Raw genomic sequence first — 13,366 nt, 5'->3', positions numbered from 1 at the left:
TCAGGCCTGGTGCAGGTACCAGCGCCAGTCCTGCTCACTGACTTCGGCCATGAACTGGCGGTACTCGGCGCGCTTGACCTTCAGGTATACGCCAAGGAAGTCCTCGCCCAGTGCTTCGCGAGCCCAGCTCGAATGCTGCAGCGCGTCGAGGGCAGTCAGCCAGTCGGTGGGCAGGTGTTCGGTGGCCTGGGCATAGCCATTGCCTTCCACCGGTGCCCCCGGGTCCAGCTGTTGGCGAATGCCCCAGTGGCTGGCGGCAAGGATCGCCGCAGCGGCCAGGTAGGGGTTGGCATCGGCGCCGCAGATGCGGTGCTCCACGTGCCGGCTGTTGGCCGGACCGCCCGGTATGCGCAGGCTCACGGTGCGGTTGTCGACGCCCCAGGTTGGCGCCAGCGGGGCATAGCTGTTGGCCTGGAAGCGGCGGAACGAGTTGGCGTTGGGGCAGAACAGCAGCAGCGAGTCGCGCAGGTGTCGCAACATGCCTGCCACGGCCTGGCGCAGCAGCGGGGTACCGGCCTTGTCCTCACTGGCGAACAGGTTGTTGCCGGCGCTGTCGGCCAGGCTCAGGTGCATGTGCATGCCGGTGCCGGCCAGTTGCGCGAACGGCTTGGCCATGAAACAGGCCTGCATGCCATGGGCGTGGGCAATGCCTTTGACCAGGCGCTTGTAGCGCACGGCCTGGTCCATCGCCTGCAAGGCGTCGCCGTGCTCGAGGGTGATCTCCACCTGGCCGGGGGCGTATTCCGAAATCGCCGTGCGTGCCGGGATGCCCTGGGCCTTGCAGGCGGCGTAAAGGTCGGCAAGGAACGGCTCGATCTGCTCCAGTTCGCGCAGGCCATACACCTGGGTGGTGCGTGGGCGGCCGCCGTCATTGTCCAGTGCCGGTTGCGGGCGGCCCTGGGCATCAGGTTGCTGGTCCAGCAGGTAGAACTCCAGCTCGCAGGCCATCACCGGGTGGTAGCCGTCGGCCTTCAACGCCTCGATGGTACGCAGCAGCACATGGCGCGGGTCGGCGATGCTGGCCGGCAGGCCCTCGTTCGGGTGCATGCTCACCTGCACCGCGGCGGTCGGCACCCGGCGCCAGGGCAGGCGCACCAGGCTGCCTTCAAGCGGGTAGGCGCGGCAGTCGATATCGCCCACGTCCCACACCAGGCCGGAGTTTTCCACGTCGTCGCCGTTCAGGGTCAGGCCGAGAATGGTGCTGGGCAGCGGCCGGCCGGCCTGGTACACGGCCAGCAGTTCGTCGCGGTGCAGCAGCTTGCCGCGCGGCACGCCATTGGCGTCGAGGATGAACAGTTCGAACAGTTCGATATCGGGGTTGTCGGCCAGAAAACGGCTGGCCTGCTCTACAGGTGCAAAGTGCATGATGGATTCGCTCACGGGGCGCACAGGCCGCCGCGCATGCAGGCGGCCCGGCTGAGTCAAACGGCCAGACGACGGCCGGGTTTGGTCACAAAGGCGTGAGCGAGAAATCCGGTGGGCGTGCGTGACGGCAGTGCCACAGGGCCCAGAAGGCGAGGATGATGTGGACCAGCGGATTCTCACCGGCACGGCGCCGGGCCTTCGCTTGCGAAGGGCGGGACGACGGTGGGGCGATGGGCTGGACGGGAGTCATGCCTTTGATACTCACATGCGGCGTAAGGTTGATTAAAGCAGTGAATGGCAACCTTTACATAAGCCCTTGCTAAACTTTCCGCCGCCGTGCGATCCCTGTAGGAGCGGCCTTGTGTCGCGATGGGCTGCGGCAGCAGCCCCAGGATCTTCGCTCCAGCACAAATTGCCGGGGCTGCTGCCGCAGCCCATCGCGACACAAGGCCGCTCCTACAGGGGCAGCGCCAGCCTGGACAGCAAAGCAGGCCCAAATCTGCGACAATCGCGCATCCTTCGAATGCCGATCATGAAAGCAGGCCCACCTGCATCACTAAAAAGCCCCATGACTGACCACGCCATCGACAAACTGCTGCAAAACCTCGACCACGCCATGATCGCCGACCGCCATCGCCTGCGCCGGCAATTGCACGAACTGCGCAAGTGCCCCGACGAGGCGAAGCTGGCGCAGTGGGTGGAAAAGGTCCAGGCGTCCTGCGCCCAGGTCACCGCGCGCCAGCAGAGCGTGCCGACCGTGCGCTACGACGACAGCCTGCCAATCGCTGCCAAGCGTGACGAAATCAAGAAGGCCCTGGCCGAGCACCAGGTGCTGGTGATCGCCGGCGAAACCGGCTCGGGCAAGACCACCCAGTTGCCGAAGATCTGTCTCGAACTGGGCCGTGGCAGCCATGGCCTGATCGCCCATACCCAGCCTCGCCGGATCGCCGCCCGCAGCGTTGCCGCGCGGGTCGCCGAAGAGCTGGGCACGCCGCTGGGCGGGCTGGTCGGCTACCAGGTGCGCTTCGAGGACCAGAGCGACGCCAACACCCTGGTCAAGCTGATGACCGACGGCATTCTGCTGGCCGAAACCCAGCACGACCGTTTCCTCGAGCGCTACGACACGATCATCGTCGACGAGGCCCACGAGCGCAGCCTGAACATCGACTTCCTGCTCGGCTACCTGAAGACCCTGCTGCACCGCCGCCCGGACCTGAAGCTGATCATCACCTCGGCGACCATCGACCTGGAGCGCTTCTCCAAACACTTCGACGGCGCGCCGATCATCGAGGTGTCCGGGCGTACCTTCCCGGTGGAAACCTGGTACCGCCCGCTGACCAGCGAGCAGGACGAGGAGGGCAACCAGATCGAGGACGACCTCACCGTCGACCAGGCCATCCTCGCCACGCTGGATGAGTTGGCGCACCACGAGCGTAGTGAGGGCAAGGGCCCCGGCGATGTGCTGATCTTCCTGCCGGGCGAGCGCGAGATCCGTGATGCCGCCGAGATCTTGCGCAAGGCGCAACTGCGCCATACCGAGATCCTGCCGTTGTACGCGCGCCTGTCGCCGGCCGAGCAGCAGCGCATCTTCCAGCCACACACCGGGCGCCGTGTGGTGCTGGCCACCAACGTTGCGGAAACCTCGCTGACCGTGCCGGGCATCCGCTACGTGATCGACACCGGTACCGCGCGCATCAGCCGCTACAGCTACCGCGCCAAGGTGCAGCGCCTGCCCATCGAGGCTGTGTCGCAGGCCAGTGCCAACCAGCGCAAGGGTCGCTGTGGCCGGGTCGAGCCGGGTATCTGCGTGCGCCTGTACAGCGAAGAGGATTTCAACAGCCGGCCGGCGTTCACCGACCCGGAGATCCTGCGCACCAACCTGGCGGCAGTGATCCTGCAGATGCTGCACCTGCGCCTGGGCGCAATCGACGCCTTCCCGTTCATCGAGCCGCCGGATGGCAAGGCCATCAGCGATGGTTTCAACCTGCTGCAGGAGCTGTCGGCGGTCAACCGCGAAAACCAGCTGACGCCGATCGGTCGCCAACTGGCGCGCCTGCCGATCGACCCGCGGCTGGGCCGCATGCTGCTCGAAGGCGCCCGCCTGGGCAGCCTGCAGGAAGTGCTGATCGTCACCAGTGCGCTGTCGGTGCAAGACCCGCGCGAACGCCCGCCAGAGCGCCAACAGGCCGCCGATCAGGCGCACGCACAATGGAAGGACGTGGATTCCGACTTCGCCGCGTTGGTCAACCTGTGGCGTGGCTTCGAGGAACAGCGCCAGGCGCTGACCGCCAACCCGCTGCGCAACTGGTGCCGCAAGAACTTCCTGAACTACCTGCGCCTGCGCGAATGGCGCGATGCCCATCGCCAGCTGGCGCTGATCTGCCGTGACCTGCAGTTGACGGTAAACAAGGACCCGTCCGACTACCCGAAAATGCACAAGGCCATTCTCAGTGGCCTGCTCAGCCAGATCGGCCAGAAGACCGAAGAGGGCGACTACCAGGGCGCCCGTCAGCGGCGCTTCTGGGTGCACCCGTCGTCGGGCCTGGGGCGCAAGCGCCCGCAGTGGGTGATGGCGGCCGAACTGGTCGAAACCACCAAGCTGTACGCACGCATGGTGGCCAGGATCGAGCCGGACTGGATCGAGCCGTTGGCCGGCCACCTGGTCAAGAAGAACCACTTCGAACCGCATTGGGAGAAGAAGCGCGGGCAGGTGGTGGCCTACGAGCAGATCACTCTGTACGGCCTGATCCTGGTCGGCCGTCGGCCGGTGCATTTCGGCCCGATCGACCCGGTCACATCGCGCGAGCTGTTCATCCGCGAAGGCCTGGTGGGTGGCGAAATCCAGTCGCGGGCCAAGTGCCTGGCGGCCAACAAGCGCCTGCTGGAGGAGCTCGACGAGCTGGAGGCCAAGGCCCGCCGCCGTGACATCCTGGCCGACGAAGAGACGCTGTATGCCTTCTACGAAGCGCGTCTGCCGGCGGAAATCCACCAGACGGCGACCTTCGACAGCTGGTACCGCATGGGCAGCCAGAAGGACGCCAACCTGCTGATCATGCGCGAGGAAGACGTGCTGGCCCGCGAGGCCAGCGAAGTCACCGCCGCGCAGTACCCCGACAGCTTGCAGGTGGGCGAGCTGCGCCTGCCGCTGAGTTACCACTTCGAGCCCGGGCACCCCCGCGATGGCGTGACCGTGCGGGTACCAGCGCCGCTGCTGCCGAGCTTGCCGGGCGAGCGCCTGGAATGGCTTGTGCCCGGCCTGCTGGAAGCCAAGTGCGTGGCGCTGGTGCGCAACCTGCCCAAGGCGCTGCGCAAGAACTTTGTGCCGGTGCCGGACTTCGTCAAGGCCTCTCTGGCGCGCATGACCTTCGGCCAGGGCGCATTGCCGCAGGCCCTGGGCCAGGAACTGCTGCGCATGACCGGCGCCCGTGTGCCCGACGAGGCATGGGACGAGTCGGTCAACCTGGTCGAAGGCCACCTGCGCATGAACATCGAGGTTGTCGATGGCCAGGGCAAGTTTCTGGGTGAAGGCCGCGACCTGGCCGAGCTGACCGCACGCTTTGCTGCAGCCAGCCAGGCAGCGTTGGCCGTGCCGCGTGACGCCAAGAGCGAGCAGCCGGTGCAGGCCAAGGCTTTCAGCGAGGTTAAGCAGACCGCGCAGCAGAAAATTGCCGGCCTGTCGATGACCGTGTACCCGGCACTGGTGGAAGAGGGCGGCACCGTGCGCGAAGGGCGTTTCTCGACCCAGGCCGAGGCCGAGTTCCAGCACCGCCGCGCTTTGCAGCGCCTGTTGCTGCAGCAGTTGGCCGAGCCGGCCAAGTACCTGCGCGGCAAGCTGCCGGGGCTGACCGAGCTGGGCCTGCTGTACCGTGAAATGGGCCGGGTCGAGGCGCTGGTCGAGGACATTCTGCTGGCCAGCCTGGACAGCTGCATCCTTGAAGGCGAACAGCCGCTGCCACGCGATGGTGCGGCCCTGGCTGGCCTGGCCGAGCGCAAGCGCGGCAGCTGGGCCGAGCATGCCGAGCGCCTGGCACGGCAGACCCTGGAAGTGCTGAAGCTGTGGCATGGGCTGCAGAAGCGCTTCAAGGGCAAGATCGACCTGAGCCAGGCAGTGGCGCTTAACGACATCAAGCAACAGCTCGGCAACCTGGTGTACCCAGGCTTCGTGCGTGAAACCCCCGGGGCCTGGTTCAAGGAGCTGCCGCGTTACCTCAAGGCGGTGGAGCTGCGCCTGGAGAAGCTGGGTTCGCAGGTGCAGAAGGACCGGGTGTGGAGCGGTGAACTGGCCAACCTGTGGGCGCAGTACAAGGCACGTGCCGACAAGCATGCCCAGGAAGGCAAGCGTGATGAGCAACTGACGGTGTACCGCTGGTGGCTGGAGGAATATCGGGTTTCGCTGTTTGCCCAGCAGTTGGGGACCAAGGTGCCGATTTCCGACAAGCGATTGAGCAAGCAATGGAGCCAGGTGGAGGGCTAAACTTCCACAGTTGTGGCAATATTGATGCAATTTGGGGCCGCTTTGCGGCCCTTCGCGGGCGCAGCCCTCGCCTTTAAATTGGCACTAAAGTGCCATTAACCTGTCATGTTTCCCAGCCAGCGCCCCGTGGCGATGGCCTTTGACCAGAGGAACGACCGTGCATAACGTCGTGATCAGCGGCACCGGCCTGTACACCCCGGCCCAGAGCATTTCCAACGAAGAACTGGTGGCGTCCTTCAACACCTGGTCGCAGCAGTTCAACCAGGACAACGCCGCCGCCATCGAGCGCGGTGAAGTCGAGGCGGCGCCGCTGTCCGATGCGGCGTTCATCGAAAAGGCCTCGGGCATCAAGAGCCGCTTCGTCATGGACAAGGCCGGCATTCTCGACCCGCAGCGCATGAAACCGCGTCTGCCCGAGCGCTCCAACGACGAACCTTCGGTGCTCTGCGAAATGGCCGTGGCCGCCGCCCGCCAGGCCCTGGAGCGCGCCGGTCGCACGGCGGCCGATGTCGACGGGGTGATCGTCGCCTGCTCCAACCTGCAGCGCCCGTACCCGGCCATTGCCATCGAAGTGCAGCAGGCGCTGGGCATCCAGGGCTTTGCCTTCGACATGAACGTGGCCTGCTCGTCGGCCACTTTCGGCATCCAGACCGCCGCCAACAGCGTGGCCCTGGGCCAGGCGCGCGCGGTGCTGATGGTCAACCCGGAGGTGTGCACTGGCCACCTGAACTTCCGTGACCGCGACAGCCATTTCATCTTTGGTGATGCTGCCACTGCGGTATTGCTCGAGCGTGCCGACAAGGCCACCTCGGCGCACCAGTTCGACATCGTCAGCAGCAAGCTGTGGACCGAGTTCTCCAACAACATCCGTAACAACTTCGGCTTCCTCAACCGCGCGGCGGAAGAGGGCGAGGGCGCGACGGACAAGCTGTTCATCCAGGAAGGCCGCAAGGTGTTCCGCGAGGTGTGCCCGAAGGTGGCCGAGCTGATCGGTGAGCACCTGCAGGAAAACGGGCTGCAACCAAGCGATGTGAAACGCTTCTGGCTGCACCAGGCCAACCTCAGCATGAACCACCTGATCGTCAAGAAGCTGCTGGGGCGTGAAGTGGCCGAAGAGGATGCACCGGTGATTCTCGATCGCTATGCCAACACCAGTTCGGCGGGGTCGGTGATTGCCTTCCACCTGTACCAGGACGACTTGGCCAAGGGCTCGCTGGGGGTGTTGAGCTCGTTTGGTGCGGGGTATTCGATTGGTAGCGTGATCCTGCGCAAGCGCTGATTGCTTCGAAATATCGGGGCCGCTTTGCGGCCCATTCGCAGCACAAGGCTGCTCCTACAGGAGAACGCGCCGGTTGCAGGGTTCGCATTCCCCTGTAGGAGCAGCCTTGTGCTGCGAATGGGCTGCATGGCAGCCCCCTGCAATTTCACAGACAAAAAAAGCGGGAAACGCCGGATGGGGTCGGCATTTCCCGCTTCAGGTGAAGCAGTGCAGGGTTTCGCTTAGAACTTGGCTTCCAGGTCTACCTGCAGGGTATCTACATCGGCATCGCTGTTGGGCAACTGCGACAGGTCGGTCTTGGCCATCAGGTAGGCAGCGCCCAGGGAGAAGTTCTTGTCGATTTCATATCCGACCTTGAACTTGTGCCCGCGCGAACCGGTAAAGCCGTTGCCAAAGTCAGAGTCGGTGAACAGGCTGACCACGGCGTTACGCTGCACGTCGCGGTAGTTGTAGTCCAGGCTCCAGGCGCCGACCTTGGTTTTCAGGCCCGCCAACCAGGCCTGGTCTTCGCCATCGGTGCTCTCGGTGTTTTTCACATACTGACCGTAAGCAGAGAGCGGGATGGCAAAGCCGGTGAAGTCCAGCTGGCCGAAGCCTTCCACGAGGTTGAACTCGTTGGTGGTGTTGCCGAACGACTGCAGGATGGTGGCTTCCTTGTCGTTGTCGTAGCCATAGATACTGGCACCTACGGTCAGCTTGAGCACGTCTGCCGGGGCGAATTTGGCGCCCAACTGGCCGTGATAGACCTGTGCGTCATGCTTGTATTGCACGCCGTCGCCATCGACGTTGTCCTTGAGGGTGTACTGACCGGCGCTGGCGAACACCTCGGCCCCGCCCAGGTCGGTCTTGTAGGTGGCTGCCACGCCTTCCGGGTTGATGTCGCTGTCCCAGATGATGTCGCCCATGCTCACCCATGGCTGCGCCATCTTGCCGCCAATCAGGTGCAGGTTGGGAACTGCAGTCGGGTGCCAGTCGAGGTAGGCCTGGTCGACCCACAGCGACTTCTTGTCGAAGTAGTTGTCGAAGCTCTGGTTGGTCGAACGGCGGTCGGCACTGCTGCCGGTGGCGATACGGATGCCCGCGTCGACCTGCGGGTTGATTTCGCTGTAGAAGCCGACACGGGCACGCACGCGCTGGCGGTCCTGGTTGCCGCTGCTGCTGTTCGGGTCGTCGACGTTGACGTCTTCGTAACGCAGGCGCACATCACCCTTGACCTGGGTCTTGGCGGCCCATGCCACTTTCTGTTCAAAGGAGCTCATCCGTTCGGACTGAGCTTTCTGAGCGGCCTTTTCCTTGGTTTCTTGAGCCAGGTCCGCCTGCAGTTCGTTGTACTGCGCCTGGTTGATCGAGCCATTGGCGCGGAGCATTTCGAGCAGCTTGGCGTCGACAGCTGCACTGGCCGGAGTACTCAGAGCCAGCATCATGCCGGTGAGGCTCACTCCGGTAAGTGTAGAAACAAGACGCATAAGGTTCTCCCTGTTGAATAAGATGGGGAGGCTCAAGCGCCCGCCCCTGTGTTGGCATGTCTTCGGAAAGGGCCTGAATAGACAGGTTCTGGGGTTCCGGAAAACAGGCGCAAGTATTGCGGGGGCGAATGACAGATTAATGTCGAATTGGTGGCACTGCGGTTAAGTAATTGAGAATAAAAGGATCTGTCCCGGCTATCGTGATTTGAGTGGCGGGCCTTCCTTGGGGATACTGGGTACCTTGAAACAGCGAGCCGAAACCGTGACCAGCCTGTACAGCCTTGCTCATTTGCGTGATCTTCCGGCGGCCACCTGGGATGCCCTGGTGCCCGCTGGCCAACCGTTTTTACGCCATGCGTTTCTCAGCGCCATGGAGGACAGCGGCAGCGTGGCGCGCAACACCGGCTGGGCCGCCGAGCACCTGGTGCTGGAACGTGACGGGCGGGTACGGGCGCTGCTGCCGGCGTACCGCAAATGGCACTCGTTTGGCGAGTACGTGTTCGACCATGGCTGGGCCGATGCCTGTGAGCGGGCCGGCATTGCCTACTACCCCAAGCTGCTCGGTGCCGTGCCGTTCAGCCCGGTCAGCGGCCCGCGCCTGCTCGCCGCCGACCCAGCCGATGGCCTGCTGGTGCTGCAGGCTTTGCCGGAGTACCTGGCCAAGGGCGGGCTGTCTGGCGCGCACATCAATTTCACCGAGCCGGCGCTGGACGAGCAGCTGGCCGGCCTGCCGGGCTGGATGGAGCGCCTGGGCTGCCAGTTTCATTGGCGCAACCATGGCTATCGTGACTTTCAGGATTTTCTCGACAGCCTGAGTTCGCGCAAGCGCAAGCAGATGCGCAAGGAGCGTGAACAGGTGGCCGGGCACGGTATCGAGTTCCGCTGGTACCGTGGAGATGAACTGGATGAGGCGCAGTGGGATTTCGTCTATCGCTGCTACGCCAATACCTACGCGGTGCGCCGCCGTGCGCCCTACCTGACACGCGAGTTCTTCAGCCTGCTTGCCGAGCGCATGCCCGAAGCGTTGCGCGTGGTGATGGCGCGGCAGGGTGGCCGTGATGTGGCCATGGCCCTGAGCCTGGTGGGGGGCGACAGCCTGTTTGGCCGTTATTGGGGGTGCCTGGACGAGTTCGACCGGCTGCACTTCGAAACCTGTTTCTACCAGGGCATGGACTTTGCCATTGCCGAAGGGCTGCAGCGTTTCGATGCCGGGGCACAGGGGGAGCACAAGCTGATTCGAGGGTTCGAGCCGGTGCTGACGCGGTCGTGGCACTACCTGCTGCACCCGGGGCTGCGGCGGGCGGTGGAGGATTTTCTGGCGCAGGAACGGGAAGGGGTGCGGGCGTATGCCGAGGAAGCCAGGGGGATGTTGCCCTATCGTCGGGACTGATCCATTCATATTGCCTGTGCCGGCCTCTTCGCGGGCTTGCCCGCTCCCACAGGTACGGCACAGTTTTCAAGGCATGTGGTGATCCTGTGGGAGCGGGCGAGCCCGCGAAGAGGCCGGCACAGGAAATCAGTCGACCCCGACAAACCCCCCGGTCTGGTGATGCCACAACCGGGCATACAAGCCTTGCTGCTCCAGCAGTTCACTGTGGCTGCCACTCTCGACAATCCGCCCCTTGTCCAGCACCACCAGCCGGTCCATCCGGGCGATGGTGGAAAGCCGGTGGGCAATCGCGATCACCGTCTTGCCCTGCATCAGCGTCTCCAGGCTTTCCTGGATTGCTGCCTCTACCTCCGAGTCCAGCGCCGAAGTGGCCTCGTCCATGATCAGGATCGGTGCATTCTTCAGCAGCACCCGGGCAATGGCGATGCGCTGGCGCTGGCCGCCCGACAGCTTGACCCCGCGCTCGCCCACATGGGCATCGAAACCGGTGCGCCCCTGAGCGTCCGACAGCTGCGGGATGAACTCGTCGGCGCGGGCCCGGCGCACCGCTTCATGAAGCGCGGCCTCGCTGGCATCGGGGCGGCCATACAGCAGGTTGTCACGGATCGAGCGGTGCAGCAGCGAGGTGTCCTGGGTGATCATGCCGATCTGCGCGCGCAGGCTGGCCTGGCTTACCTCGGCAATGTCCTGGCCGTCGATGAGAATGCGCCCACCCTGCACGTCATACAGCCGCAGCAGCAGGTTGACCAGGGTCGACTTGCCTGCCCCCGACGGGCCGATCAGGCCGATCTTCTCGCCCGGGCGTATGTCCAGGCTGAGCCCTTCGATCACGTTGGCGGCCTTGCCGTAATGGAAGTCCACATCATCGAAACGCACCGCACCGCGGCTGACCTTGAGCGCCGGTGCGTTGGGCCGGTCGGTGACGGTGACCGGCTGGGCGATGGTCTGCAGGCCGTCCTGGACCATGCCGATGTTCTCGAAGATGCCGTTGACCACCCACATGATCCAGCCCGACATGTTGACGATGCGGATCACCAGGCCGGTGGCCAGGGCGATGGCGCCGACGGTGATCAGCGACTGGCTCCACAGCCACAGCGCCAGGCCTGTGGTGGCGACCACCAGCAGGCCATTTAGGGTGGTGATGACCACGTCCATGCTGGTGACCACGCGCGCGGCCAGCTGGGTTTTCTCTGTCTGTTCGCGGATCGCTTCGCGCGCGTACTGCTGCTCGAAGTCGGTGTGGGCGAACAGCTTGAGGGTGGCGATGTTGGTGTAGCCGTCGACGATGCGGCCCATCAGCTTGGAGCGGGCATCGGAGGAAATCACCGAACGCTCCTTCACCCGGGGGACGAAGTAGAACAGCGCGGCGATGTAGCCGGCGATCCATAGCAGCAGCGGCAGCATCAGGCGCCAGTCGGCCTCGGCGAACAGCACCAGCGAGGTGATGGCGTAGATCAGCACGTGCCATAGCGCATCCACCGCCTGCACCGCAGAGTCTCGCAGTGAGTTGCCGGTCTGCATGATGCGCTGGGCGATGCGCCCGGCGAAGTCGCTCTGGAAGAAGTTCAGGCTCTGCTTGAGTACATAGGTGTGGTTCTGCCAGCGGATCAGGCTGGTCATGCCGGGGTTGATGGTCTGGTGCACCAGCAGGTCGTGCAGGCCGAAGAACACCGGGCGCAGCAGCAGGATCACCACCAGCATCCAGATCAGTTCGCCGCTGTGTTCGCTGAAGAAACTGGCATTGGGCGTGCCCTGTGCCAGGTCGATGATGCGGCTGAGGTAGCTGAACATCGCCACCTCGATCAGCGAGGCGACCAGGCCCACCACCAGCAGGGCGACAAAACTTGGCCACACCTGGCGCAGGTAGTACAGGTAGAACGGCCAGACCTGGCCGGGTGGCGACTCGCTGGGCGCGTCGCGGAAGATATCGATCAACTGCTCGAAACGGCGGTACAGCATGGGTGACGACACTCCTGTTTCATCCGACCCTCAGGCGGTTTCACGTCCCTGTGAAGCCTGCGGTCAGTCGATGCGTTTGGCCGACTTGATGTAGACCGGATCGGCCGGTACATCGCGCATGCCTTTCTTGATGGTGGTCGGCGAATTGACGATCTGGTCGACCACTTCCATGCCCTTGGTCACCTTGCCGAATACGGCATAGCCACGGTCACGCCCAGGGTTGAGGAAGTCGTTGTCGGCCACGTTGATGAAGAACTGGCTGGTGGCCGAGTCCGGGTCCTGGGTACGGGCCATGGACAGCGTGCCACGGGTGTTCTGCAGGCCGTTGCCGGCTTCGTTGGTGATCGGGGCTCGGGTGTTCTTCTGCACCATCTGGTCGGTGAAGCCGCCGCCCTGGACCATGAAGCCCGGGATTACACGGTGGAAGATGGTGTTGTTGTAGAAGCCGCTGTCGACGTATTCGAGGAAGTTCTTGGTACTGATCGGTGCCTTCTCGGCATTCAGCTCGATTTCGACCTGGCCGAAGCTGGTGTCCAGCAGTACGTGCGGGGTCTTGTCGGAGGCCATGACGCTGGTGGCGAAGGCGACCGAGCAGGCGGTGAGCAGGAGTTTTTTCAGCATGGGCTCAAAGATCCTTGAGAGGTGGAAGCGGCTGCAAGGAACTGCAGCAGGGTCTGGTTGAAGACCTCGGGTTGGTCGAGGGGTGTAGCGTGCCGGGAATCGTCGATGACCACCAGCCTGGCGTGAGGCATCAGGGCGACGTAGCGTTCTTTCAGTTGTATCGGGGTGTAATCCTGGTCGGCGGCGATCACCAGGGTAGGACAGTGAACCTGGCCGATGCGTTCCTGCACGCCCCAGTCGACGATGGCGTCGAAACTCTTGAGGTACGCACGCTTGTCGTTGCGTGCCCAGCGCTGGGCCATCTTGTGCCGCAGTTCGGCCTGCTGCGGTTTGGGAAACAGCCGCTCGGCCAGGCCCTTGCCGACCGTTTCGACACTGAGCAGGCGCGCCAGGCCCCAGCGCTTGAGCCACCATACCCAGTCACTGCGAGTGCGGCGCTTGACCTCGGGGGCGCTGTTGACGATGCAAAGGCTGCGCAGCCACTGCGGGTGGTCGACAGCGAACTGGAAGGCGACCATGCCACCCATGGACAGGCCGACGATGTGCACGGGGCCGGTGTGCAGGTGTTCGAGCAGGGCCAGCAGGTCGGCACTGAAGGTGGCGATCTGGTAGCCGTCGCGTGGCTTGTCGGAGCGGCCGTGGCCGCGGATGTCCATGAGGATTACCCGGTAGTGGCGGCTGAGCACCGGCACCTGCAGCTCCCAGTCCTGGCAGCTGGAGCCCAGGCCATGGAGCAATACCAGGGGTTCGCCCTGGCCGTATTCCTCGTAATGCAGTGTGCATCCTTCGTGTTCGAAATAGGCCATGGGCGC

Annotated in this window: 8 protein-coding genes; 3 read left to right on the top strand and 5 right to left on the bottom strand. The window is 64.2% G+C overall.

The window, feature by feature from the left end:
• The gene (locus GEV38_RS20145) at window positions 1-1,365 is read right to left on the bottom strand and encodes a glutamine synthetase family protein (protein WP_054573792.1); all 1,365 of its coding nucleotides are present in this window, start codon (window positions 1,363-1,365) and stop codon (window positions 1-3) included.
• 568 nt (window positions 1,366-1,933) lie between these two features.
• Between GEV38_RS20145 and hrpA the strand changes: the two genes are divergently transcribed.
• A complete protein-coding gene (hrpA, locus tag GEV38_RS20140) occupies window positions 1,934-5,839 on the top strand; it encodes an ATP-dependent RNA helicase HrpA (protein ID WP_054573793.1) in 3,906 nt (1,301 codons plus the stop codon).
• 157 nt (window positions 5,840-5,996) lie between these two features.
• Window positions 5,997-7,118: a beta-ketoacyl-ACP synthase III gene (locus tag GEV38_RS20135; RefSeq protein ID WP_173895929.1), complete on the top strand. Its 1,122-nt coding sequence runs from the start codon at window positions 5,997-5,999 to the stop codon at window positions 7,116-7,118.
• 221 nt (window positions 7,119-7,339) lie between these two features.
• Here GEV38_RS20135 and GEV38_RS20130 read toward each other — a convergent pair whose 3' ends face one another.
• Window positions 7,340-8,584 (bottom strand): putative porin, encoded by a 1,245-nt coding sequence (locus GEV38_RS20130; RefSeq protein ID WP_015271304.1) that lies wholly within the window; start codon window positions 8,582-8,584, stop codon window positions 7,340-7,342.
• Window positions 8,585-8,846: 262 nt separating this feature from the next.
• On the opposite strand from GEV38_RS20130, the gene GEV38_RS20125 reads away from it, so the two are divergent.
• Window positions 8,847-9,974 carry a GNAT family N-acetyltransferase gene (locus GEV38_RS20125; protein WP_043936234.1) on the top strand — a complete coding sequence of 376 codons (1,128 nt, stop codon included), beginning with the start codon at window positions 8,847-8,849 and terminating at the stop codon, window positions 9,972-9,974.
• Window positions 9,975-10,100: 126 nt separating this feature from the next.
• Here the strand turns inward: GEV38_RS20125 and GEV38_RS20120 are convergent, their stop codons facing one another.
• From GEV38_RS20120 to GEV38_RS20110, 3 genes are all read right to left on the bottom strand, one after another.
• Window positions 10,101-11,933 (bottom strand): ABC transporter ATP-binding protein, encoded by a 1,833-nt coding sequence (locus GEV38_RS20120; protein WP_015271302.1) that lies wholly within the window; start codon window positions 11,931-11,933, stop codon window positions 10,101-10,103.
• 63 nt (window positions 11,934-11,996) lie between these two features.
• The gene (locus GEV38_RS20115) at window positions 11,997-12,554 is read right to left on the bottom strand and encodes a peptidylprolyl isomerase A (RefSeq protein ID WP_015271301.1); all 558 of its coding nucleotides are present in this window, start codon (window positions 12,552-12,554) and stop codon (window positions 11,997-11,999) included.
• Window positions 12,548-13,360 carry an alpha/beta fold hydrolase gene (locus tag GEV38_RS20110; protein ID WP_013973707.1) on the bottom strand — a complete coding sequence of 271 codons (813 nt, stop codon included), beginning with the start codon at window positions 13,358-13,360 and terminating at the stop codon, window positions 12,548-12,550. The genes GEV38_RS20115 and GEV38_RS20110 overlap by 7 nt, the downstream gene beginning before the upstream one ends.
• Between the last annotated feature and the right edge of the window lie 6 nt (window positions 13,361-13,366).

This window comes from Pseudomonas sp. 13159349 (genome assembly GCF_013305685.1).
Lineage (GTDB): Bacteria > Pseudomonadota > Gammaproteobacteria > Pseudomonadales > Pseudomonadaceae > Aquipseudomonas > Aquipseudomonas asiatica.
Note: the sequence above shows the minus strand (reverse complement) of the source record. Positions and strands in the feature narration are given on the sequence as shown.